This is a genomic window from Serratia sp. N21D137 (assembly GCF_047530005.1).
Lineage (GTDB): Bacteria > Pseudomonadota > Gammaproteobacteria > Enterobacterales > Enterobacteriaceae > Chania > Chania fonticola_B.
In genome coordinates this window covers 34,776-58,286 of sequence record NZ_JBLJAJ010000002.1, presented here as the reverse complement: position 1 = coordinate 58,286, position 23,511 = coordinate 34,776, and the positions used below count along the sequence as shown (strand labels likewise).

At 52.6% G+C, this 23,511-nt stretch carries 25 protein-coding genes and 1 riboswitch; of the genes, 19 read left to right on the top strand and 6 right to left on the bottom strand.

What is annotated here, in order from left to right:
- Positions 1 to 6: 6 nt before the first annotated feature.
- From rlpA to lipA, 5 genes are all read left to right on the top strand, one after another.
- Positions 7 to 1,086: an endolytic peptidoglycan transglycosylase RlpA gene (gene rlpA / locus ACMV5H_RS02075; protein WP_179248219.1), complete on the top strand. Its 1,080-nt coding sequence runs from the start codon at positions 7 to 9 to the stop codon at positions 1,084 to 1,086.
- Positions 1,087 to 1,270: 184 nt separating this feature from the next.
- Positions 1,271 to 2,482, top strand: coding sequence for a D-alanyl-D-alanine carboxypeptidase DacA (gene dacA / locus ACMV5H_RS02070; protein WP_021805336.1), 1,212 nt, complete (start codon positions 1,271 to 1,273; stop codon positions 2,480 to 2,482).
- Positions 2,483 to 2,584: 102 nt separating this feature from the next.
- Positions 2,585 to 2,851, top strand: coding sequence for a DUF493 family protein YbeD (ybeD, locus tag ACMV5H_RS02065; RefSeq protein WP_021180010.1), 267 nt, complete (start codon positions 2,585 to 2,587; stop codon positions 2,849 to 2,851).
- Between the two features lie 135 nt (positions 2,852 to 2,986).
- Entirely contained in the window at positions 2,987 to 3,655 is a 669-nt protein-coding gene (gene lipB / locus ACMV5H_RS02060; protein WP_037375143.1) for a lipoyl(octanoyl) transferase LipB, read from the top strand.
- The gene (gene lipA / locus ACMV5H_RS02055; protein ID WP_414821384.1) at positions 3,648 to 4,613 is read left to right on the top strand and encodes a lipoyl synthase; all 966 of its coding nucleotides are present in this window, start codon (positions 3,648 to 3,650) and stop codon (positions 4,611 to 4,613) included. Before lipB ends, lipA begins: the two co-directional genes overlap by 8 nt.
- A 95-nt stretch (positions 4,614 to 4,708) precedes the next feature.
- Here lipA and tatA read toward each other — a convergent pair whose 3' ends face one another.
- Positions 4,709 to 4,915 (bottom strand): Sec-independent protein translocase subunit TatA, encoded by a 207-nt coding sequence (tatA, locus tag ACMV5H_RS02050; RefSeq protein ID WP_021180013.1) that lies wholly within the window; start codon positions 4,913 to 4,915, stop codon positions 4,709 to 4,711.
- Positions 4,916 to 5,134: 219 nt separating this feature from the next.
- Between tatA and adrA the strand changes: the two genes are divergently transcribed.
- Positions 5,135 to 6,199, top strand: a complete 1,065-nt coding sequence (gene adrA / locus ACMV5H_RS02045; RefSeq protein WP_021805339.1) for a diguanylate cyclase AdrA — start codon at positions 5,135 to 5,137, stop codon at positions 6,197 to 6,199.
- 187 nt (positions 6,200 to 6,386) lie between these two features.
- A riboswitch (Fluoride riboswitch) is annotated at positions 6,387 to 6,450 on the top strand.
- A gap of 72 nt (positions 6,451 to 6,522) precedes the next feature.
- Entirely contained in the window at positions 6,523 to 6,906 is a 384-nt protein-coding gene (crcB, locus tag ACMV5H_RS02040) for a fluoride efflux transporter CrcB (RefSeq protein WP_021805340.1), read from the top strand.
- Between the two features lie 247 nt (positions 6,907 to 7,153).
- Here the strand turns inward: crcB and cspE are convergent, their stop codons facing one another.
- Positions 7,154 to 7,363, bottom strand: coding sequence for a transcription antiterminator/RNA stability regulator CspE (gene cspE, locus ACMV5H_RS02035; protein WP_002210315.1), 210 nt, complete (start codon positions 7,361 to 7,363; stop codon positions 7,154 to 7,156).
- Positions 7,364 to 7,710: 347 nt separating this feature from the next.
- Here cspE and ACMV5H_RS02030 point away from each other — a divergent pair, with 347 nt between their 5' ends.
- Both ACMV5H_RS02030 and ACMV5H_RS02025 read left to right on the top strand, forming a co-directional pair.
- Positions 7,711 to 8,193, top strand: a complete 483-nt coding sequence (locus tag ACMV5H_RS02030) for a cold-shock protein (protein ID WP_021180015.1) — start codon at positions 7,711 to 7,713, stop codon at positions 8,191 to 8,193.
- A gap of 73 nt (positions 8,194 to 8,266) precedes the next feature.
- Entirely contained in the window at positions 8,267 to 8,428 is a 162-nt protein-coding gene (locus ACMV5H_RS02025; protein ID WP_021180016.1) for a YnfU family zinc-binding protein, read from the top strand.
- Between the two features lie 4 nt (positions 8,429 to 8,432).
- Here the strand turns inward: ACMV5H_RS02025 and ACMV5H_RS02020 are convergent, their stop codons facing one another.
- Positions 8,433 to 9,872: a diguanylate cyclase gene (locus tag ACMV5H_RS02020; RefSeq protein ID WP_414821383.1), complete on the bottom strand. Its 1,440-nt coding sequence runs from the start codon at positions 9,870 to 9,872 to the stop codon at positions 8,433 to 8,435.
- Positions 9,873 to 10,977: 1,105 nt separating this feature from the next.
- Here ACMV5H_RS02020 and ACMV5H_RS02015 point away from each other — a divergent pair.
- From ACMV5H_RS02015 to dcuC, 10 genes are all read left to right on the top strand, one after another.
- The gene (locus ACMV5H_RS02015; RefSeq protein ID WP_414821382.1) at positions 10,978 to 11,646 is read left to right on the top strand and encodes a DUF3313 domain-containing protein; all 669 of its coding nucleotides are present in this window, start codon (positions 10,978 to 10,980) and stop codon (positions 11,644 to 11,646) included.
- A 233-nt stretch (positions 11,647 to 11,879) separates the two neighbouring features.
- Positions 11,880 to 12,581 carry a Crp/Fnr family transcriptional regulator gene (locus ACMV5H_RS02010; protein WP_414821381.1) on the top strand — a complete coding sequence of 234 codons (702 nt, stop codon included), beginning with the start codon at positions 11,880 to 11,882 and terminating at the stop codon, positions 12,579 to 12,581.
- Between the two features lie 43 nt (positions 12,582 to 12,624).
- Positions 12,625 to 13,377: a nucleoside phosphorylase gene (locus ACMV5H_RS02005; protein ID WP_414821380.1), complete on the top strand. Its 753-nt coding sequence runs from the start codon at positions 12,625 to 12,627 to the stop codon at positions 13,375 to 13,377.
- A complete protein-coding gene (pnuC, locus tag ACMV5H_RS02000; protein WP_059200125.1) occupies positions 13,377 to 14,120 on the top strand; it encodes a nicotinamide riboside transporter PnuC in 744 nt (247 codons plus the stop codon). Before ACMV5H_RS02005 ends, pnuC begins: the two co-directional genes overlap by 1 nt.
- A 72-nt stretch (positions 14,121 to 14,192) precedes the next feature.
- Positions 14,193 to 14,399, top strand: coding sequence for a hypothetical protein (locus ACMV5H_RS01995; protein ID WP_021180021.1), 207 nt, complete (start codon positions 14,193 to 14,195; stop codon positions 14,397 to 14,399).
- 452 nt (positions 14,400 to 14,851) lie between these two features.
- On the top strand, positions 14,852 to 15,898 hold the full coding sequence (locus tag ACMV5H_RS01990; RefSeq protein WP_179252154.1) for a porin: 1,047 nt from the start codon (positions 14,852 to 14,854) through the stop codon (positions 15,896 to 15,898).
- 22 nt (positions 15,899 to 15,920) lie between these two features.
- Entirely contained in the window at positions 15,921 to 16,826 is a 906-nt protein-coding gene (locus tag ACMV5H_RS01985) for a hypothetical protein (RefSeq protein ID WP_094983101.1), read from the top strand.
- A 160-nt stretch (positions 16,827 to 16,986) separates the two neighbouring features.
- Positions 16,987 to 17,844, top strand: coding sequence for a MurR/RpiR family transcriptional regulator (locus ACMV5H_RS01980; protein WP_414821379.1), 858 nt, complete (start codon positions 16,987 to 16,989; stop codon positions 17,842 to 17,844).
- Positions 17,845 to 17,977: 133 nt separating this feature from the next.
- The gene (locus ACMV5H_RS01975; RefSeq protein ID WP_414821378.1) at positions 17,978 to 18,805 is read left to right on the top strand and encodes an alpha/beta fold hydrolase; all 828 of its coding nucleotides are present in this window, start codon (positions 17,978 to 17,980) and stop codon (positions 18,803 to 18,805) included.
- Between the two features lie 9 nt (positions 18,806 to 18,814).
- Positions 18,815 to 20,185, top strand: coding sequence for a C4-dicarboxylate transporter DcuC (gene dcuC / locus ACMV5H_RS01970; protein ID WP_021805349.1), 1,371 nt, complete (start codon positions 18,815 to 18,817; stop codon positions 20,183 to 20,185).
- A gap of 566 nt (positions 20,186 to 20,751) precedes the next feature.
- Here the strand turns inward: dcuC and mhpE are convergent.
- From mhpE to mhpD, 3 genes are read right to left on the bottom strand one after another with little or no spacing between them, the layout of a single operon-like run.
- Entirely contained in the window at positions 20,752 to 21,762 is a 1,011-nt protein-coding gene (gene mhpE / locus ACMV5H_RS01965; RefSeq protein ID WP_414821377.1) for a 4-hydroxy-2-oxovalerate aldolase, read from the bottom strand.
- On the bottom strand, positions 21,759 to 22,709 hold the full coding sequence (mhpF, locus tag ACMV5H_RS01960) for an acetaldehyde dehydrogenase (RefSeq protein ID WP_071682360.1): 951 nt from the start codon (positions 22,707 to 22,709) through the stop codon (positions 21,759 to 21,761). Before mhpF ends, mhpE begins: the two co-directional genes overlap by 4 nt.
- Positions 22,709 to 23,503, bottom strand: a complete 795-nt coding sequence (gene mhpD / locus ACMV5H_RS01955; RefSeq protein ID WP_021805352.1) for a 2-keto-4-pentenoate hydratase — start codon at positions 23,501 to 23,503, stop codon at positions 22,709 to 22,711. The genes mhpF and mhpD overlap by 1 nt, the downstream gene beginning before the upstream one ends.
- Positions 23,504 to 23,511: the final 8 nt, after the last annotated feature.

Sequence of the window (23,511 nt, the reverse complement as noted above, 5' to 3'; positions counted from 1 at the left end):
TGTGCAATGCGTAAGGAATGGCTTTGGGTCGGCGCGGTTGCTGCTGCGGTATTACTTTCCGCCTGTACCACGACGGAAGAAACACAGGCTCCGGTGCAACAAGCCTACAACGGGCCGGTGACCGAAATCGGCGGCGTGGAGCCTCACTATGAACCCTATAACCCTGGTACCCTGCAGGATTATAAGGTTAATGGCGACACTTATCGTATCGTGCAAGATCCGCAGAACTTCTCGCAAACCGGCCTGGCGGCCTGGTACGGTGAAGAGGCCAACGGCAACACTACCGCCATTGGTGAGCGGTTCGATCCCAATGCGCTGACCGCTGCACATCCCACCTTGCCTATTCCTAGCTATGTACGCGTCACTAACCTGGCCAATGGTCGTCAACTGGTGGTACGCGTGAACGATCGCGGCCCTTATACTTCTGGCCGGATTATCGATCTGTCCAAAGCTGCCGCCGATCGCCTCAACCTGTCCAGCAACACCAAGGTGAAGGTCGACTTTATCAAGGTTGCTCCAGACGGCACGTTGAGCGGTCCTGGTACCGTGGGTACCGTCGTCGCCAAACAGAGTTACGCCCTGCCTCCACGCCCGGATCTCAGTTCCGGCAGCGGTATGGATGCACCGATGCAGCAATCAGCACCGATTGCCGCCCCTGCCGCTCAAACGATTGACAACGGCAGCATGAACTACAACGACAACAGCACTACCCCTGCCGCCTCCACTGGTCGTAGCGGTGGTTTCCTTGGTGCGCCGCAGCCGTTAGCCCCTGGCGTATTGGAAGGGACAGAACCCCAACCGGTCATCAGCGCGCCAACTGCAACCCCGGTTGTGGCCACCGCAGCCGCAGCCAGTACCAGCGGTAGCTATGTCGTACAAGTAGGTGCCCTGAGTAATGCCGAGCGTGCGCAAAGCTGGCAACAACAGCTGAGCCAGCAGTTTGGCGTTCCTGGTAAGGTCGCCGCCAACGGCGCCGTCTACCGCGTGCAGCTTGGCCCGTTCAGCAATCGTCAACAGGCCGCACAGCTGCAACAGCGTCTGGCCAGTGAGGCACAACAACAGTCCTTTATCACTGCCGCACCCTAGTCGTGAAACTCGGCTGGCCGATGCCGCCGACAGCAGGTCGTTGACTTATCTGAAACATTTTCTTTCAGGTAAATCTGTGTAAACCCCCTACTGTCGGCCGAATGGCTAATGCCTGCCGGGGCCCCGTCTGCTATAGTGTGACTCGTTTTTTAACTTAACTTTTACGGATGTTGTAGTCCCGATCATGAAACAGGTAACCTCTTTTCGCTTAATCAAAAGCCTCACGCTTGGCACTGCCATCGCGCTCAGCGCAGCGTCAGTTGCCCACGCAGACGACGTTAATATTAAAACCATGATCCCAGGTGTGCCGCAGATTGATGCCGAGGCCTACATCCTGATTGATTACAACTCCGGTAAAGTGTTGGCGGAATCGAACGCCGACGCACGCCGCGACCCTGCCAGTCTGACCAAAATGATGACCAGCTACGTCATCGGCCAGGCGCTGAAATCCGGCAAGATTGGCCAGGACGATCTGGTCACCGTGGGTCAGGATGCCTGGGCTACCGGCAACCCGGTGTTCAAAGGTTCCTCACTGATGTTCCTCAAACCGGGGGACCGCGTACCGGTTTCCAAGCTGACTCGTGGTATCAACCTGCAATCCGGTAACGATGCCTGTGTCGCCATGGCGGACTACGTCGCGGGTAGCCAGGATGCGTTCGTGAACCTGATGAATACCTACGTCAAACAGCTCGGCCTGCAAAACACCCACTTCCAAACCGTGCACGGCCTGGATGCGGAAGGTCAGTTCAGCTCGGCGCGTGATATGGCGTTGATCGGCCAGGCGCTGATCCGCGATGTGCCAGACGAATACGCTATCTATAAAGAAAAAGAGTTCACCTTCAACAATATCCGTCAGATGAACCGTAACGGTCTGCTGTGGGATACCAGCCTGAACGTCGATGGGATTAAAACCGGCCACACCAATTCGGCGGGTTATAACCTGGTAGCTTCAGCGACGGAAGGCCAGATGCGTCTGATCTCCGCCGTGCTGGGTGGCCGTACCTATAAAGGCCGCGAAACCGAGAGCAAAAAACTGCTGACCTGGGGCTTCCGCTTCTTTGAAACCGTCGCACCACTGAAAGCAGGCAAAGAGTTCGCTTCTGAACCCGTTTGGTTCGGCGATGCCGATCGCGTTGAGCTGGGCGTAGACAAAGATGCCTACCTGACCATCCCACGCGGCCGGATGAAAGATTTGAAAGCCAGCTATGTGCTGAACACCCCGGAAATTCATGCTCCGCTGGCCAAAAACCAGGTCGTTGGCACCATCAATTTCCAGCTGGATGGCAAAACCATCGATCAGCGCCCGCTGGTGGTGCTGAACGAAGTGAAAGAAGGTGGCTTCTTTGGCCGCATCGTGGATTATATCCGCCTGATGTTCCATCACTGGTTCGGTTAACCCTTGAATCGGCTGAGTTCGGCCCCATATAACAATTAACACTAACTCCCGCCCCGGCGGGAGTTATAATTTAGAGATCCGCCACAGCTGGAGCGCACCTACATGCAAAAGACTAAACTGAACGAACTGCTCGAATTCCCTTGTACCTTTACCTACAAGGTAATGGGTCTGGCACACCCCGAGCTGGTAGACCAGGTGGTTGAAGTGGTGCAACGCCATGCTCCAGGGGATTACAATCCTCAGGTCAAACCGAGCAGCAAAGGCAATTACCACTCCGTTTCCATCACCATCACCGCCACCCATATCGATCAGGTGGAAACGTTATATGAAGAGTTGGGCAATATTGAAATTGTCCGTATGGTGCTGTAATTACAGCATAACTCCCTGCCAGCCAACCTGGTTCAGCGCCACCGCTGTCCGGGTTGCTCTGGTTCGCCAGGGATAAATGCTGGTCGCGGGCCAGAGCGCCCGGTATAATGTTTTTACCACTTCTGTAACCTGACGATGCCCCGCTTGCAACACAATAAGATCATTCTCCGTCAGCTAGGGTTGCAGCCCTATGAGCCTGTATCCCAAGCCATGCACAGCTTCACCAATCACCGCGACGAATCCACGCTCGATGAATTGTGGCTGGTGCAGCATCAAGCCGTGTTCACCCAAGGGCAGGCCGGTAAGGCAGAACATCTGCTTATGCCAGGCGATATCCCGGTGATCCAGAGCGATCGCGGCGGCCAGGTCACCTATCATGGCCCCGGCCAGCAGGTGATGTACGTGATGGTGGATCTGAAGCGCAACAAGGTGGGTGTTCGCCAACTCGTCACGGCCTTGGAAGAGACCGTTATCAATACCCTCGCCCATTTCAAGATCGAATCACGCGCGCGCCCGGATGCGCCCGGCGTGTACGTGGGTGAACAAAAGATTTGTTCATTAGGCTTGCGGATCCGCAAAGGTAGCTCATTTCATGGCCTGGCCCTGAATGTCGCTATGGATCTCACCCCTTTCCAACGCATCAACCCCTGCGGTTATGCCGGAATGCAGATGACACAAGTCAGCGCGCTGGCACCAGGTGTCGGGATCGCCGATGTGCATCCCATTCTGGTACAGGAATTTGTACATTTACTCGGCTACCAGACGGTCGAGCTTCGTAACTGGAACCTGCACGATTATGAGTAAACCGATTCAGATGGAACGCGGCGTCAAATACCGCGATGCAGACAAAATGGCGTTGATCCCGGTAAAAACGGTCATCACCGAGCGCCAGGAATTGTTACGCAAACCCGAGTGGATGAAGATCAAGCTCCCTGCCGACTCTATGCGCATTCAAGGCATCAAGGCCGCGATGCGCAAAAATGGCCTGCATTCGGTCTGCGAAGAGGCGTCATGCCCCAACCTGTCTGAGTGCTTTAACCACGGTACCGCCACCTTCATGATCCTGGGGGCCATCTGTACCCGTCGTTGCCCATTCTGCGACGTGGCCCATGGCCGCCCGGTGGCTCCCGATGCCAACGAGCCGGAAAAGCTGGGGCAAACCATTGCCGACATGGCACTGCGCTATGTGGTGATCACCTCGGTTGACCGTGACGATTTACGTGACGGTGGCGCGCAGCACTTTGCCGACTGCATTACCGCCATCAGAGCCAAAAGCCCGAACATCAAGATCGAAACCCTGGTGCCAGACTTCCGTGGCCGTATGGATCGTGCGCTGGAAATCCTTACCGCCACGCCACCAGACGTGTTTAACCACAACCTGGAAAACGTGCCGCGTGTTTATCGCCAGGTACGTCCCGGGGCTAATTACGAGTGGTCATTGAAGTTGCTGGAGCGCTTTAAGGAAGCTCACCCCTCGATCCCGACCAAATCCGGCCTGATGGTGGGTTTGGGTGAAACCAACGCGGAAATCGTGGAAGTGATGCGCGATCTGCGCCGTCATGGCGTAACCATGCTGACGCTGGGGCAGTATCTGCAACCAAGCCGTCACCATCTGCCAGTGCAGCGCTATGTCAGCCCGGCGGAGTTTGACGAAATGAAAGAAGAAGCGATGGCAATGGGCTTTACCCATGCTGCCTGCGGCCCGTTTGTGCGCTCGTCCTATCATGCGGACTTGCAGGCCAAAGGGCTGGAAGTGAAGTAACCGCGGTAATCTTTTGTTACGCTTCACCTGCGATTAACGTCAAAAAACGGATGTCCTTGCGGCATCCGTTTTTTATGGCTCAACAGCAGAAACGTTTAAACGTCTTTCTTTTCGACGCTCTGCTGCGCGGTAGGCGTTTCAGCCGTATTCTGTGCAGGAGGGGTGTCATCGCCCACCGCTTTTTTAAAGCCTTTCAGCGCAGCACCCAGATCCGCGCCCAGAGTACGCAGTTTGCTGGTGCCGAACAGCAAGACGATCAACACCGCAATGACCAGCAGCTTGGTAATACTGATACCTTCCATATTTACCTTCTTTATTCATTTATGGCTGCAGGACGCAGCGCTGGAACAAACTTTGTCTATGGGTATTTAGCGACTTTATTTCGGCTATAACAACAACCAGTTGTAACAAGGTGAGATCTACCCAAGATGTTCTATGCTTAGATTATAGGGCATATTCTTAGCTATTCGCTTTTTTCCGGCTCCAGGCCGGCTGCATAATTCATCACAGGGATACATGGGATGCCAACAGCTCTATCGGCTATTAACACCCGGCGTGCGGGCCTCAACTTCGCCAGGCGCCTCTACCTGCCACGTATTGTCGGCCTGGGGATTGGTTTCTTGTGCGTACTGACGGCGCTCTATCCAGTTCATCAGCCGGTTGGCGTGTGGATCTTGCTGGCAGTGAATGGTTTTATCTGGCCACATGTCGCTTATCAATGGTCTATCCGCAGCGAAGCCCCCTACGCCACCGAGATCCGCAACCTGCTCATCGATGCACTGCTAGGTGGGATGTGGGTTGCCATCATGGGTTTCAATGCGCTCCCCGCCGTGGTGATCCTGTCGATGATGGGGATGAATAATATCGCTTCCGGTGGGCCGTCTCTGTATTTCAAAGGCCTGATAGCGCAAATTATCGGGGCGCTGGTGACCAGTGCGATACTGGGCTTCCCCTTTACGCCACAATCCACACCGCTGCAGGTTTATCTGTGTCTGCCGATGATCTTCATCTACCCAGTCTTCCTGGGTTATGTGACCTACCAAACCGCCAAGCGGCTGGCAGAAAAGCAACAGGAGTTATTGCGCATCAGCACGCGTGATGGCTTGACCGGCGTGTTTAACCGCCGCCATTGGGAACACCTGCTGCACAATGAGTTTGATAGCTGCCGGCGCTATAACCATCCGGCTACGCTGATCCTGATGGATATTGACCATTTCAAAGCCATCAACGACACCTTCGGCCATGGGCTGGGGGATGAGGCGCTGATCGTTCTGGCGGAAGAATTGGTGTTAGGGCTTCGGGCGATGGATATCGTGGGGCGCTACGGCGGTGATGAGTTTGGCGCGGTGTTGCCAAATACCAGTGCCGAACAGGCCAGCCTGGCGCTCCACCGCATTCAGGAGCGCCTGAACGAGGTCGTCTTCCGTGAAGCCCCTGGGTTAAAGCTGAATATCAGCGCCGGGGTCGCCGATTACCAGCCCGAAATGCCCGGCTACCAGGAATGGTTGAAGGCCGCCGATACCGCACTGTATCGGGCAAAAAATAATGGCCGCAACCGGCAGGAACTCGCCGTACATCAATGCTAGCCCACTAGTTTATTAAGTTGATAGCTTAATGACTTGATAAATTGGTTGGAGAAATGGCGTCGAGAAATAGCGTAACAGGTGTGCGGTGTTAACTGCGGTTATTGAAGTGAGTAATTCCTGTCTGGCTGAAGCTACTACAAAACCACAGCGACAAGGTGTAAAATCTGCCCCGCGCGATTGTTTCGCGCCAACAAACGGAAATGACATTCCTCCATAACCGCCTTTCACAGGCTGATGATGTCTACGTAACCTCTCAGAGAGGTGCGTAGGCGCTTGCCTGAACCTTTCTGAGCATCTTCCATCTTTAGATAGGGTTTATCACCATGTGGAGTTCTTTACTGGCTGTATTTATTGGCGGTGGTTTGGGTAGCGTCTTGCGCTGGGCAGTGAGCCTTAAGCTCAACCCTGTACATCCTCATATTCCCTTGGGCACTTTGACCGTAAACCTGGTGGGGGGGTTTATCATCGGGCTGGCCTTGGCGTTGTTTATCCGTATGACACACATTGACCCAGTTTGGAAGCTGCTGATCACAACCGGCTTTTGCGGCGGGTTGACTACCTTCTCTACCTTCTCGCTTGAAGTGGTTTATCTGTTGCAGGACGGGCGCGTTGTCTGGGCCATCACCAATATGCTGCTCAACCTGGCGGGTTCGCTGGCGATGACGCTGTTGGCCTTTATGCTGGTCAGAGCGTTCTACGGCCAATGAAAACTCGGGGCTTAATGTTTTCTTAATCTGCCATCGGGATAATCCTCGCTCAGTAACCTGTGCTGAGTGAGGAATTGAATGTTTACCCTGCCAAAAACCACTACTGAATGGATTGTCACCCTGACGTGCGTGCTGATCGTCCTGGCCTTCATCAAGGTTTACCTGTTCTCTTAACCTCCCTGGCCTGAAAAAAAAGCATAAAAAACCCGCTCATGGAGCGGGTTTTAACAATTTTGGCTACTGTAGCTTAGATAGCGATAACGTTAGCAGCAGATGGCCCTTTGGCACCGTTCGTGATTTCAAATTCTACACGCTGGCCTTCAGCAAGAGTTTTGAAACCATTGCTAGCGATGGCAGAGAAGTGAACGAAAACGTCCTTGCTACCATCTTCAGGAGTAATGAAACCGAAACCTTTAGATTCATTAAACCACTTAACGCTACCTTTAATCTTAGACATCAAACTTACCTTTAACGTGAATGTAAGACACAAAATGTGTGTCCAATACAGTACAGCAATTAGACGGGATTTTGTCCACAACACAGATCACATAAAATCGATAAAAAGTGAAAAAGTCGGTTATTTACCCTGTAAATTGATGTCCGCGGTTACCAGAGACGGCCAAGGCAGCCCAATCAGCCAAAAAACCTTTGAGAGACCGATTAAACACCTATGTGGCCCATTGTTGCCCCTGAACCCGCCGTTTTTAGGTTTTCGTCTTGCTGATGAAACACCGTCCCCCCTGTCACTGCAAGGCATTACGCGTTATCATTAGCGCTGTTACGAACGACCTGATGAGAATGACCATGAACGGCAAGATAACGACTTTTTTTGAAGACAAAGGCTTCGGTTTTATCACCGACGAGAACGGGGAAAATCGTTATTTTCACGTGATTAAAGTGCAAAACCCAGAGCTGATTAAGAAAAACGCGCTGGTAACCTTTGAGCCAACCAACAATACCAAAGGGCCATCGGCCTATGCGGTAAAGGTACAAGCACCAAGCAAGTACATCACCATCGCCAACGAGAGAATCAAAATCTCCAGCATCAAGTCCTTCGATACCTTCACCAAAGAAGTGCCGGTCAAGGTGGAGGTCGATAAAGAGAACACCGTGTTGTCCGTTGGGTTGCTGATGAACCGTATCCGTCCGCAAGTCGCCGAAGCGCCACAAACCGCCACGGAAACGCTGCGTATGCTCTCAATCACCACCTTCCAGAACGCGACTCACGTCTTCTCTGAGCATGAAATCGATATCGATGAAACCGTGCAGGCGTTGAAGACCCTATAGCCCCTGAAAACATTGGAAGCTATTTAATAGCACCTGTGTTAGCGTGGGTTTTCACCTGACACAGGTACGCGATATGTCTGAATCCACCAGCGTTAAAGGTTACAATAACCGCACCACTCAAATTGCCTGCCCAAAGTGTGCTTATGTTACCGAACAGCAATGTTCAAAACTGCGTAAACTCAGCACCTTGATTTGCCCTAACTGCGGCACGCAATTCGCACCAAAACAGGGCTGAAACGCTATTTGAATATGACATGGTTGAGGCTGTTGCCGCTGACCATGTTAAACGATTCGACGCAGTTACGGCCCTGGGACTTGGCACGATAAAGCGCAATGTCGGCCATATTCATCAGCTGTTCCAGTGATTTATCCTCATTCATTGCCAAACTCGCCACACCCACACTAATCGTGATCCGCAATGGCGCCTTGCCGTTGGGGTTCAGTTCGGCGCTTTCTATCCGCCGACGCAAATGTTCCCCTAAGGCCACGGCCTGCGTCCCCAGCGCCCGCGGCAGCATAATGGCAAACTCTTCGCCCCCCAGTCGGCCAAATAACTGGTCGTGGCGCAGTTCACGCCGCAAAATATGAGCGAATGCCGCCAGAACGTGGTCACCGATGGCATGACCATGGGTATCATTGATCAGTTTGAAGTGATCGATATCGATTAACAGCAACGACACCGCCTCTTTCGTACGCTGCTTCTGTTCCAGCATTTCCTTGCCTTTGCGCGTTAAAGCACTACGCGCCAGAGTCCCGGTAAGGAAGTCGTGATTAGCACTGTGTTCCAGCCGGCGCAGCAGTTTACGGCTAACGGCAATCGAGCTGGACAAAATCAGTGGCCCCATCACCAGCATGGCGATGCCCAAACGGGCTGACATCAGGCTGTCCATCACCGCCCCTCGCGCTCCCGGCGTTTCATACAGCATCAGATTGGCAGAAATGCTGACAATCTCCGTCACGCCGGTAAGAAACGTCAGCAAGGTGACGGTAAATAAATGATAACGCACGGCGCACCATAACAGTGCAGGGATGGGGAAGGCTATGGCGCCCGGTCCACCGATATACACGCTAAGCGCCAATGAAAGCAACAACGCCAGCAAAGGCAGGCTGGAGCGCAATTGCCAGCCAAATTGCAGGCTCAGCAATTGTTTTAAGCGTGGGGCGGCAAGCACGACCGGCAGGATTAACAGGTTGGTCGAGAACTGTTCGCTAAACCAGGACATCCAGGCAATGATCAGCGTATTGTTGTATTGACTGTCAGTGCGTAACACCGACAGCGTTGCCGACAGCGCGGCCCCAAGCAGACAGGCAGTAAACATATACAAAATTGCCTGGGGCTTGCCCATACGCCGTTGAGACTTGGGCAGCATCGACATCACGGCATAGCCGGTGGCAATCAGCGCCATATTGCAGGCATTTAGCCAAAGTACCAATGGCCAGTTTTCGCCGGTGCTGAGATCGGCGGCGATCATGCCAAGATAGGTACCTATCCCCCCCAACATCGTCGCATAGCCAGGTTTACGCAGCATCAAGCCAAGCAAAATAGCATTCACCGGCCAAAACAGGGAGAGCGACCCTAACGGACGGGTGAAAATGCCAAACAAGGAAAGTAGGTAAGCCAATAAAAATACATTGACCAACAAAACCGTCGCTGGCAAACGTTGTCTTTCTACGCTCATGAAATAACCTGCGAGGCAATAATAACAACACTGACTATAAGCATGCTTTCTTTCCCCAAAAAAGTCGCAACGAACCACAACGCCCATTAAAATGGTCAATTAAATCAATCAAAAACCCTATCGTGTCTTATTAGTTTAATTCGCCGATGACAATGTAAAACCCTGTTCGCTGGACTCATCCCTTTAGCGAACATGGTTGTTAACAGCATAGTCTAAATTGTTAACGCTATTGAAATAACAAACCATGAGAAATTATAAGGGTATAAGGTTAAGATTCTTCTTACTTATGGGTTATTTTCCTGCAACGCCAGCAGAAGCGCAATGAGAAAAGCCCGTAAAGAGCTGCGGGCGGGCTGGAGATCGACAACTAAATTGACAGTTTCGGCGCAGGCCCACAGGCCAGTACGGGTAGTGATGGTAAAGCAGCAAGCTTAAGCAGACCCTAGGGGTAAAAAAGCCCGGCTAGGAACCGGGCATAAAGTTACGAAATGCAGTGTTAGCCCAAACGGGCTAATAACTGGCTTATCATAACCCTCAATTGTGCAGAAAAAGTGGATCACTATAAGCTCCCCCCCCCCTCTTGACCAGCAAGTCACCTCGCTATCTAACCGCTGCCAGCCGGGGTAATACCTTGAGCACACTGGACGCGCAAAAAAAATCCCGCACAAGGCGGGATAAAATCAAAGGGATGGTAATACACTACAGGACTAACACAACATCATCGGGCTGGAATAACCTTACCAGCGCGAGTGTATAGAAATGTCATGCTTGGGTAAGGATGATGTGCCAGATGTAACGCCTGATAGAAGGCACTGACAAACTAGTAGTTTTACTTTGACAGGACATTAATTGTAACCAACGGCAACATGGTTTTTTTATGGTGTGTGCAGCATACCAATCGCCGCTTAACGGGTAAATTGCAGACCTTGCATTACAAACCCCTTGGAAACGCCATTGCGTCAAGGTTTATTAATGAGCTATCTCTGCCGTAATAAAAACCAATCTGTAACAACGCTATTTTTCTGTAAAAGCTCTCCCATGTCCTATTTTGCAGGTTAGTGCTATATTTTTTAGGCCCCCCCCCCTACTTCATGATGAGAAGTATATGAAAAAAAATCGTTTTGGCGTTGCCGCGGCCGCTTTGGCTGCAGGTATGTTGCTGGCGGGATGTACCTCCAAGGTTGCAGAAACTACGCAGTATTCCGGATTCCTGCAGGACTACAGCAAGCTGCAAAAAACGGAAACCGCCAGCGGGCATCAGGTATTGCGCTGGGTAGCTCCCGGTTTTAAAGAGTCTGACTATCGTGGCATCTATATTACCCCGTTGGTCTTCTACCCACCGGCAAAACCCACTGCTCGGGTGAGTCAGCAAACGCTGGATCAGATCAGAGAATACGCCAGCACCTCACTAAGAAACGCCGTTGCACAACGTACAACATTGTTGCCTACCCCATCAGGCTCACGCGTCCTGGTCGCTAAAGTCGCCATTACTGCGGTAACGGCTGAAAACGAAGGGGTGCAATTCTATGAAGTTGTTCCTATTGGAGCCGTCATTGCCACCACCATGGCTGCCAGCGGACACAGAACGCAAGACACCGCGTTATTCATGGAAATCAAACTGATCGATCAAGATACCGGTAAAACGGTCCTGGCCGTAGTACGTAAAGGCTTGGGTAAAACGGTCAATAATGAAAATGCCCCAATCACCTTGGCCGACGTGAAGAAAGCCATTGATGATATGGTGACAGATGTTGTGAACTTTCCGAAACTATAATTAGTGCTGCAAAAGAGGGGGAAATAGTTTTCCCCCATCTTTTCCTCTGCTCCCTCTTTCCCCATTTAATATGTGAACACCATCACATCCCCCGTTATCGATAAACAAGCTGGGACAAATGTCCCGAGCAATATTCTAATATCAGAGCCAGCTTCCAGTTTTACGCCCTTTTTGACATTGCCGTCGGACCGGCGTCCTGTCCTTACCTGCCGAGGAACTTTATAGTTAACGCTATGCAGAACGACAAAAAAAACAGTGAATGGTTGAGCGTTGTCGAGTTGGTGACCGGTGATGGCATACTTTACGACCTGCTGAAATATTGCCCGCTGGCTATTTTACGCCGTTGGCAGTTGCAGCAAGTCAGGCCAGGTACGCTGATATGTCAACAACATGAAATTTGTCATGAATTTCACCTGATAGCGCAGGGTAATGTGGACGTATTTATTCACGCCGACGATGGGCGTAAATATTTACAGGCACGCTACCACGCCGGAGACATGCTGGGTGAGCTCGAGATCTTTGAGCAACGGCCGTATATCTGCTCGGTAGAAGCGACCAGTGAAGTGACGTTACTGACGCTTTCACGCAGCGATTTTTGCCACTGGCTGACGGTCGACAACTACTTCAACCAGAAAATCATTCAGTCGTTCAGCAGCCAGTACTATCAGCTGTCGAAAAAAGCGGGCGAAGACAGTCTCTATTCATTGCACCAGCGCGTCTGCCATGCGCTGTGGCAAAGCTACCAACACCAGGGAGCCAAAAATGAAGGAGAAATTACCATTAATAAACAACAGCTCAGCGAACAGTTTGCCGTGGCCCCACGCAGTATCAACCGCATCCTGTTTGAACTGCGCGAGCAGCAAATTATTACGGTCAACGGTGAACGGATTGCGGTAATCGATCCAGTCCGGTTACACCAACAGGCCGAGTTTTAATTTTTGGCCTTAATGCCACCAGTATAAAACGCAGGTAAGTTCCATGACTCAACTACAACCGCATATCCGGCTTAGCCGGCAGATGACACACGCCCATTACGCGCTGTTACCGGGCGATCCACAACGCGTCGAACACGTTGCCCGCTTTCTGGATCAGGTGGAGGATTTTGGCCAAAATCGCGAATACCGGGCGCTGCGCGGTTGGTTTCGTGGCATGGAAGTCCTGGTGATATCCACCGGCATGGGTGGACCTTCTACCGCCATCGCCGCCGAAGAACTACATCAGATCGGCGTAGACTGCCTGGTGCGTATTGGCAGCTGCGGCGCGATGCAAAGCTCAATGAAGCTGGGCGATCTGGTGATTGCCAGCGCGGCAGTGCGCGATGAAGGCACCGGCAATGCCTATATCCCCGCAGCCTACCCGGCCAGTGCCGACTGCGGCCTGGTTTATCTGCTGCGCCAACAGGCACAAAAACTGGGATACAGTACGCACTGTGGCTATGTGCGTAGCCATGACAGTTTCTACACCGACCGCGAACAGGAGATCACCGATTTTTGGTCGGCCAAAGGTATTCTCGCCGCCGATATGGAAACCGCCCCGCTGATGGTCGTTGGCGCACTGCGTAAAATGCGCATCGCCTCTATCCTGAACGTGGTGGTGGAACACCAGGGTTGCCTGGAACAGAGCATCAACGACTATCAACAGCAGGAGCATTCCTGCCAACGTGGCGAGGAACGCGAAATCGTGCTCGCGCTCGAAACGCTGTATCAGGATCATCTTGAGAGGACGCAATAATGGATTTTTTCAGCATCAATAACGTCATGGTCAACATTCCTCTGGGCGAAGGTGGCTATGCGCTGTCATGGATCGAAGCCATAGGTACGGTGTTTGGCCTGCTGTGCATCTGGTTTGCCAGCAAAGAGAAGATTATCAACTACCTGTTTGGTTTGATTAACGTCACGCTGTTTGCCGCTATCTTCTTCCAGATCCAACTGTATGCCAGCTTGCTGTTACAGGTGTTTTTCTTCGCCGCCAACCTGTACGGCTGGTATGCCTGGAGCCGTCAGAACGAAAATAATGAAGCCGCGCTGAAAATCCGCTGGTTGCCACGGCAAAAGGCTCTCACGCTGCTGGTGGTTTGCGTGGTGGCCATCGGCCTGATGTCGCTGTTTATCGATCCGGTATTCGCCGTGCTGACGCGCATTGCCATCGGCATTATGCAGGGAATGGGGCTTTCGGTGGTGATGCCTGAACTGCAACCAGACGCCTTCCCACTATGGGATTCCACCATGCTGGTGCTGTCGATCGCCGCCATGGTGCTGATGACGCGCAAATACGTCGAGAACTGGCTGCTGTGGGTGCTGATTGACGTGATCAGCGTAGTGATTTACGCCATCCAGGGGGTTTATGCCATGTCGTTGGAGTATATTTTACTGACGGTGATTGCGCTGATGGGGTCGTTTGCCTGGATCAACAGTGCGCGCCAACATGGCTCAAAGCCGTTGCAACAAGAGACAGCACTCAAGGCAATGCCTTGAAAATGGCGGGTATCCCCCCCATGTAATCCGTGTTGTCTGCCATTTCGGTAGGTCTAGCGAAAGGAAATGAACATGTTAGAGAATTATTTTGGCTCTGGGATCGCTCCAACGGAAGAGCAAAAACGCAGATTACTGGCGGTGCAGGCAGCACTGGAACTGTTGAAGGCAACGCTGTCTGACACCAACGACGGCAACGGTGTCGAATACCAGCTGAAAACGGCAGAAAAGCACGTCAGCTCTCTGGCAGATGCCATCCAGGCTGCCGTAGAGAAGAAGTAACGTCCTTGCTTTGCTGGCCCCTGCACAATTCACGTTGTGCGGGGGTTTTTATTGGCTGCTCTCTTCAACAAAAACCTCTTGCCTCCTCCGCTGTTTTTATCCGCAATTCATATTTGTGCCAGCACTCACATATTTAACCAGGGAATTTTTGATTCCCATTCACAACCGTTCCCCTCTTCCTATAGTGTGAAAATCAATCACCAAGAGGGCGATAACTAAAAAATCAAACCTGGACTTTCTTATCAGCATTAAATCATGTGCGGCGTAGGTTGCTTATTGGTTCGCTATTATCTGTTTATTGTTAAATAACTTAAATTAATTACCTCAAGCACAAATCGTTAGAGAGTTTAATACATCCAGCTCAACTCATTATTTTTTAGTGAGTCGCTTTAGTTCGCCTCATATTAATAAAAAAACAAGAAAAATGACTTACCTTACACAGGATCATAATAATGAAAACAATACCTCTGGCATTACTCCTTCCTGCCCTGCTAGCCACCAGCGCCGCCGAGGCAGTGACGGTCTATAACAGTAAAGGAACACAACTCGATATTTATGGCCGTATCGAGGCACAAACCGGCAATGAATGGACAGATGAACACACCAATGCCACCAACCTGACCGGCCGTCTTGGCTTTGAAGCCAAACAAAAGCTCGATGAGCAATTCGGCCTGTTTGGCAAGTTGGAATGGCAGGTTAATACTCAGAAGAACGATACCGAGGTCGCCGAAGATAACTGGGATATTCGTTATGGCTATATCGGGATTGACGGTAAGGATCTGGGGAAACTGATGGTTGGCCGTACGCGCAACCCGATGTACCAGTGGATGGGCATCACCGATCGTTACATGAACTACACGGCTAACGTTTACTCCAACTGGGTCGGCACGCGTATCGACTCCTCCTATCAATGGAACCGTCAGGACGGCACATTACAATATGAATATACCTATGCCGGGCTGGACGTTCGCACCGCCTACGTGATGGGTAACGGTGCAAGCGACAGCACCGTTGACGATGGTTATATGGCCAGCCTCGGCTACGCTTTTGAATTCCCGGTGATGGGTACGCCACTAAAAATCAAACCGGTGATTGCCTGGCAGAAAATGACCAAAGACCCCAAAAATACCAGTCTAAGCGGCAACTACACCGATTATACCCAAAAAGGGATTGGCATACGCCTCAGCTACGACAAGGCTTATCTTGGTATCAACGTTGGCCGACAAACCTACGAGCAAACCGGCAAGCCAGATAAAGATTATGATGCCTTCGACTCGCTGGCTGAATACTGGTTTACCAGCAAAGTCGCGCTACGTGGTGGCTACTCGCAGTTGATCGAGTCTGAAAATGATTATGCCCACCGCAAACAGTGGATCTCTGAACTGGAATATCGCCTGAAAAAAGATGTACATCTTTCTGCCACCTACATTTATGACGATCGGCAAAGCTACGATTCGGCAGAAAACCTGTGGGTACTTGGGTTACGTTACGAATTTTAATCACTGCGCAAGGATGGAAAACATGAACAATTTTCTCAGTTTATTCGCCGTGTTAGCGTTGAGCGCCAGCGTCAGTCACGCAGCCGCGCTGCCAAAAGAGAGCGGTAGTTTCGATTTTACCGTGCCACAAACCGGCAAGAAGATGGAGGTCTTCAGCTACCAGCCTCCTGGTGCCAATGCCAACACCCCAGTGGTATTTGTCCTGACCGGACTGAACCGTAATGCTGATGAGTACCGCGACTCGTGGGTAGAAAATGCCAAGAAAAACAAACTTATCGTCATCGCCCCGCTGTTCTCCGAAGCCGATTATCCCGGTAACGACGGCTATAACCTGGGGAATATCGAGAATGCCAAAACCCACCAGGTCAACCCTAAAGGGGAATGGGCTTTCACGGTCATTGACGATCTGTTTGCCGATATGCAAAAGCAGGGGATCACCAAACAACAAGACTATTATTTATTTGGTAACAGCGCTGGCTGCCAGTTTGTTCACCGGATGCTGACCTTTGTCCCTGAGGCGAATGTCAAAGCAGCCATTTGTGCGGCAGCCGGATGGTGGACCATGCCAGATGTGGAAAACCCCTGGCCCTATGGCCTGGACAATGCCCCGGTGAAAGTGACGCAAAAACAGCTGGCCGACTACTTTGCCAAACCCGTGTTGATCACCGTCGGTGAAAAAGATAACGATCCGTATCACCCTTTGCTGCGCCGCTCTTATGAAGCCATGGCACAGGGGGATAGCCGGTTAACCCGTGCACAAAGCTATTTCCTGACGGCGCAGCAGAAAGCCAAACGCTATAAGGTCGACTTCAACTGGCGCTTTACGACCTTGCCCGACGTTGGGCATAGCGGCTCGAAGATGTCTGCCTATGGCGCAGAGCAATTTGCCTGGTTTGAACAGCATGGCGAGTTCAAGGTACAACCGTAACTTGAGGAGAACGCGCTACTGCCAAAGCAAGCGGTAGCGCGGGTCAGAAGGGAATGAGAGATGACACACACTTCTGACAAGGGAATTTTTGATTCCCCTTTTTTCTCCCTTGGGTTTTGTTATTAATGAAGGAAGAAATGGCGTAGAGGGGAAAACTGACATGAACAGAGCGGAATTCACTCAACGTATTGCCAGCATTGATAATCTGACCGAAACGGATCGGCGTATCATCGACCATTTTGACAAACACTTTGAGTCCATCCCCTACAGCAAAGTGATCGATGTTTGCCATGAGATCAACATCGCCAAGTCAACCTTGGGGCGATTTATGATGAAGCTCGGCTTCACCGGCTTTCGTGACTTCAAAGAGTCCACCATCGAGCCAGAGCAGCGCAGAAACATCTCCCCCATAGAACGCTTCGACAACAGCAAAAACAGAAAAAACGGCATCGAATTCATAGAAAAACACTGCGGCGAGATCACCGATAATATCAACAATACGTTGAAAAACATCAATCGCCAGCATTTGGAGAAAACCATCGCGCTGATTTGCGATCCGGAAAAAAGGCTGTATGTGATTGGCAGCGCAACGGCACATGCCTTGGCCGAGTATTTTTATCTGCTTGGCCGCTATATCAAAAAAGACATTGTGCTACTGGATGCCAATATTGCCAATTTACCGCATAAGCTAATCGACTCGAGAAAAGGCGATGTGCTACTGGCGATTTCTTATTATCGTTTTTCCAGCGTGACGACAAAGTTGATAAAATGGTTTTATCAACATCGTGGCGATACCATCGTTATCACCGATAATGCCGTCAATCCGTTCAGCCACTTCGCCACGGCGATGTTGCTGATGGAGAGCCAGCATAGCGGGCTGTTCAGCAGCCGCAGCGCGGGCTTCGTATTAATCGAGGCGCTGGTCAATTATATGGGCGAAGTGAAAAGTAACGAATTAAACGAGAACTTCAACGTCATGGAGTCGTTATTCGAGGCATTTAACGTTTTCAATAAATAACACCAACACCAGGCAGTATTAATATTCACCAACCATCTTTATAGCCCTGTTGCTTCAGGGCTAAGCATTGACTTACCAGAATGCCATGTAGCAATCCATTTCTGGCGTTTATTTAATGAAAAGAGGCTTTATCATGAGCAGTGAAAACAGCGCAATCCCTGTTTGCCCTGAGCAGCAAATTCTACGTACCTCACAGGGGAATTTATCTTTCCGCGCCTGCGGTGAGGGCGAAACCCTGATCTTTTTACACGGTATTCTGGGCAGCTCAAAAGCCTGGCCATTCCAGTATGCCGCCTTTTCTCCCCGCTACCGCGTCATGGCTTGGGATGCACCGGGTTATGCCGACTCCGTGCTGGTTCCGGCCGAGATCGACGCTTTTGTGCAGATGCTGCATGAGTGGGTGCAACACTGCGGGGCAGAGAAAGTCTCCCTCGTGGGGCATTCAATGGGCGGCACCGTTGCCAGCCGCTACGCCGCCCGCTATCCAGAGCGGGTAAAAAACCTGGTGTTGTCCTGCACCCATCCCGGCTATGGCGCGCCAGAGTCGGCCCCAAGTTCGGAAAAGCTGGAAAAGCGGCTGCAAGAGCTTGCCGAAATCGGCCGCGAAGCCTACGGCAGAAACCGCGCTCGAGATCTGCTGCCCTTCCCGGATGTGCCCACAGCGGTGCTGGACTATGCGGCAGACATTGCGGCAGGCACCAATCTGGAAGGCCTGAGGCGTGCCACTCGCATGTTGCAACTCGCCGACAACCGCCCGCTACTGCCCCAGCTCAAGATGCCAACGCTGATCCTCACCGGTGAAAAAGACGCCGTGGTGCAACCACAGCTCAAAGCCGATCTGCTGGCGCTGGTGCCCTACACCCAACATATCGAGATGCCCGGTATGGGCCACGCGCCTTATTTCCAGGCTCCGGACTATTACAACACGCTATTGCATGAGTTTTTTGCCAAACACGCATAAGGGGAAATGATGACTGGATTTATCATCGGGATGATCGTTACCGTATTGGCGGCCTGGTTTATTATCAAAAACTACCAGCCGCAAACCGTGTTACTGCTGGCGGGGCTGAGCCTGCTGCTGATCACGGCGGTGTTCTTTCCCGAGCAATCGATATTGTACGGCAAGGCCAAATCCATCGGCTGGGTTGGCGGGGATATTTTCGCGTTCGTGAAAGAGTCTTTGACCACCCAGGTGGCGGGCATCGGTTTGATCATTATGGCGGCGGGCGGTTTTGCCGACTATATGGATCACATCAAAGCGTCGAACTCGATGGTAAATCTGTGCATCAAACCCTTGCAGATGATCAAGGCTCCTTACCTGATCCTGGCGATCGGCTACATCTTATCCCAGTTGCTGCACGTGGCGATTTCCAGCGCGGCCGGTCTGGCGATGCTGCTGTTGGTCACCTTCTTCCCGGTGTTGGTGCGGCTTGGAGTCAGTAAAGCCGCCGCCGCCTCGATGATCGGCATGTCGGCGTTTATGGATCTCGGCCCGGCGGTGGGCACCGCCAACCTGGCAGCCAAACATGCCGGTATGGAAACCGCCGTCTACTTTGCTCACTACCAACTGCCGGTCGCCACCGGCGTGATGCTGGCGGTAGCGGTACTGATCTTCTTCACCGCACGCTACTTTGACGCCAAAGACGGGCATATCGTCACCCAACAGCAGGTGGAACAGCCAACCAGCGAAGACACAGCCAAGGTACCGGCATTCTACGCTTTCCTGCCGGTGTTCCCGGTGATACTGGTGATCGTCTTCAGCCCACTGGTGATCAGCAGCATCAAGATTGACGTGGTGACAGCGATGATTATCGGCACCCTGTTGGCATTTTTCTGCGAGTTGCTGGTACGGAGAGATTTCAAAACCGCCTGCAAAGGCATCCAGGTGTTCTTCAAAGGCATGGGCACCATGTTTACCAGCATCGTTTCCCTGCTGGTGTGTGCCGACGTTTTCGCCCAAGGCTTACAGATCATCGGGGCCGTTGACTTCATTATTCACACCGTTCAGGCCGCGGGCTTTGGCTTTGGCAATATGACGATAGTGATGGCCCTGCTGGTCTGCGTGACCGCGGCGCTGACCGGCTCCGGCGTGGCGGCGTTCTTCTCCTTCTCTGGGCTGGCTCCAGGCATTGCCGCCAAGTTTGGCGAAAGCGCCGTCAGCATGATCCTGCCAATGCAACTGATGGCCGGTATGGGAAGATCGATTTCCCCGGTGGCAGGGGTGATCATTGCCGTCAGCAAGGCCGGTGAATGCTCGCCGTTTATGATTGTCCGCCGTACGCTGATCCCCGCTGTAGGCGGGATGATCACCATGCTGGTGCTAAACGGCATCTTGAATTAACACCCTGTTAAAACTCGGGGCAGGGAACTCTCTGCCCTATCATCAAATCCTCGCCAACTGTCCATTTCCTGACCATAAACCTGGTCTTTTCTGAAATGTTTCACCGCCTCTATATCGCCTGGTTTTCCCTCTGTACACTGCCTGAAATTACCCCTCACCCCAACCCTCTCCCACAGGGAGAGGGAGCTGTCTGGAGTCTGCGGTTAGCCCGCGCAGCTTCGGAAAATTGGGTGTAAGAACAAGAAAGGCAAGGTATTACGCAAGGCAATCAACGAACTCGATCGGTCCCCTCGCCCTTTGGGAGAGGGTTAGGGTGAGGGGAACCAAAAACACCAAACCAAAACGTCGAATTTATTAACAAGGAGTGTTGATATCATGTTCTCAAAGATCATGTTTATTCTGTTTGCCGCCACCGTGGTATTGGTGCTGATTAACTGGGAACGCCTGTGGGACTATATCCGCCCAATGGTGTAATTCAGCATAACCCTGCCCCTGCAAAAAAGGGGCAGGTAATTCACTGAGCGCTAACGATGGTACAGTCCCATTGCTGGTTTACCTCGCTCTGATTAGCGGGAACGCAGATCTAGCGCCACGTCGACGATCATATCTTCCTGACCGCCCACCATGCGGCGTTTACCCAGCTCGACCAGAATATCCACCGCGTTGATACCGTATTTCACCGCGGCCACTTCACAGTGGCGCAGGAAACTGGAGTAAACCCCAGCGTAGCCCAGCGCCAACGTTTCACGATCGACACGAACGGGCCGATCCTGCAATGGGCGCACCAGATCGTCCGCCGCATCCATCAAGGCATACAGATCCGTGCCATGGTGCCAGCCAAGTTTATCCGCCGCCGCAATAAACACCTCAAGCGGCGCGTTACCGGCTCCTGCCCCCATCCCTGCCAAGCTGGCATCCACGCGATCGCACCCTTCTTCCACCGCCACCATCGAGTTGGCGACCCCAAGGCTGAGGTTATGGTGCGCATGGATACCGGTATGCGTTTCTGGTTGCAACACCGCTTTCAAGGCTCGGAAACGGGCACGGATATCGTTCATATTCATCGCGCCGCCAGAATCCACCACGTAGATGCAGGTTGCCCCGTAGCTTTCCATCAGCTTGGCCTGGCTGGCCAGATTTTCCGGCGTCGTCATATGGCTCATCATCAGGAAACCCACGGTATCCATGCCCAGCTCACGGGCATAGGCGATATGCTGTTTGGAGACATCGGCTTCGGTACAGTGAGTGGCGACACGCACTACCCGCGCCCCGGCGTTATAGGCATCCCTCAAATCGTGAATGGTGCCAATGCCCGGCAGCAGTAAGGTGGCGATTTTAGCGTGGGTGGTGACGTCTGCCGCCGCCGCAATCCACTCCAGATCGGTATGTGCGCCAAAGCCGTAGTTGAAGCTGGAGCCCCGCAGACCATCACCATGCGCCACTTCAATCGAATCCACCTTCGCCCCATCCAGCGCCCTGGCAATGTCCTGCACATTTTGCAGCGTATATTGGTGACGGATCGCGTGCATCCCGTCGCGCAGGGTCACATCCGAGATAGTGATTTTTCTCTCGTTCATAGCCGTTCTCCAGCAACGTGCGCCATGGCCTGAGCCATACGCTCGGCGGTCGCCAGCGCAGCGGAAGTCATGATATCAAGGTTGCCTGCATAGGCAGGTAAGTAGTGCGCCGCGCCTTCAACCTCCAGAAACACCGAGGTTTTCAGGCCAGAAAAACGGCCAATCCCCGGTAAGTTAAGCGGTGCATCGGCAGGGATGACATCGAACTGTACTTTCTGCTTCAGCCGATAGCCGGGCACATAGGCCTGCACGGCCGCCGCCATTTCATTGATTGAAGCCTCAACCTTGTCTTGATCGACGGCTTCACTCAACACATAGACGGTATCACGCATCATTAAGGACGGTTCCGCCGGGTTCAACACGATAATCGCTTTGCCCCTCTCTGCCCCGCCAACTACCTCGATGGCCTTGCTGGTGGTTTCGGTAAACTCGTCGATATTGGCGCGGGTGCCCGGCCCGGCAGACTTACTGGCAATGGAGGCGATAATTTCGGCGTAATGAACTCTGGCCACCCTAGCTACCGCTGCCACCATCGGAATGGTCGCCTGCCCGCCGCAGGTCACCATATTGACGTTGACCTGGCTCAGATTTTCCTCCAGGTTCACTACCGGCACGCAATAAGGGCCAATCGCCGCAGGTGTCAGATCGATCAGCCGGATCCCCGGTTTGGCCGCCCGCAGGATGGCATCATTTTTAACATGAGCACTCGCGCTGGTGGCATCAAAGACAAAATCAATGTCGGCGAACTCAGGCATCAGGATCAGCCCGTTAACGCCGGTATGACAGGTTGCAACCCCCATCCGGCGAGCACGAGCCAGGCCGTCCGATTCAGGATCGATCCCCACCATCGCCCCCATCTCCAGATGCTTGGCGTTACGCAGGATTTTAATCATCAAATCGGTACCGATATTACCGGAACCGATGATCGCCACTTTTCTCTTGCTCATCATTGGCTGTCCTCATAGAAGTGGGCAGAAACCGTGCCGACGCCTTCAATTGTTGCCGTAAAACTGTCACCTGCTTGCACCGGCACCATCGGGCCCAGTGCTCCAGTCAGCACAACATCACCCGCTCGTAACGGCGTGCCGAGGCTGGCCATTTTGCGTGCCAACCAGACGGCAGCATTAATCGGATGCCCAAGACATTCACTTCCACGCCCGCTAGACACCACCTCGTGATTGCGCGTCATGCTCATGCCGCAATGTTGCAGATCCACCTCATCGATGCGACGCACCGGGCCACCCAGCACATACACGCCACAGGAAGCGTTATCCGCCACGGTATCGACAAACGCGATCGACCAGTCCTTGATGCGGCTGCCCACCACTTCCAGCGCTGGCAATACCCACTCCACTGCGCTACATAACTCATCGAACGTGGTATCGGCATGCGGTAAATCACGATCCAGCACCAACGCAATCTCCGCTTCGATACGGGGCTGCATCACCCGCGAAAATGGAATGTCCTGGTTGGTGCCGTAGCACATGTCGGCAAACAGGGTGCCGAAATCCGGCTGGTCAACTCCCAGCTGTTGCTGAACCTTGGGATGGGTGAGCCCTACTTTGCGCCCCACCACTCGGCGGCCAGCAGCCTGCCAATGCTGTACGTTCAACTGCTGGATGGCATAGGCCGCCTCGCCGTTGTCGAGGCCTAGGCGATCGCGCAAGGGCTCAATCACCTTGCCGCTGAACTCGGACTGCCGTAGCGCCGCAGCCAATTGCTCCAAATTGTCATCACTCATCATTCGCT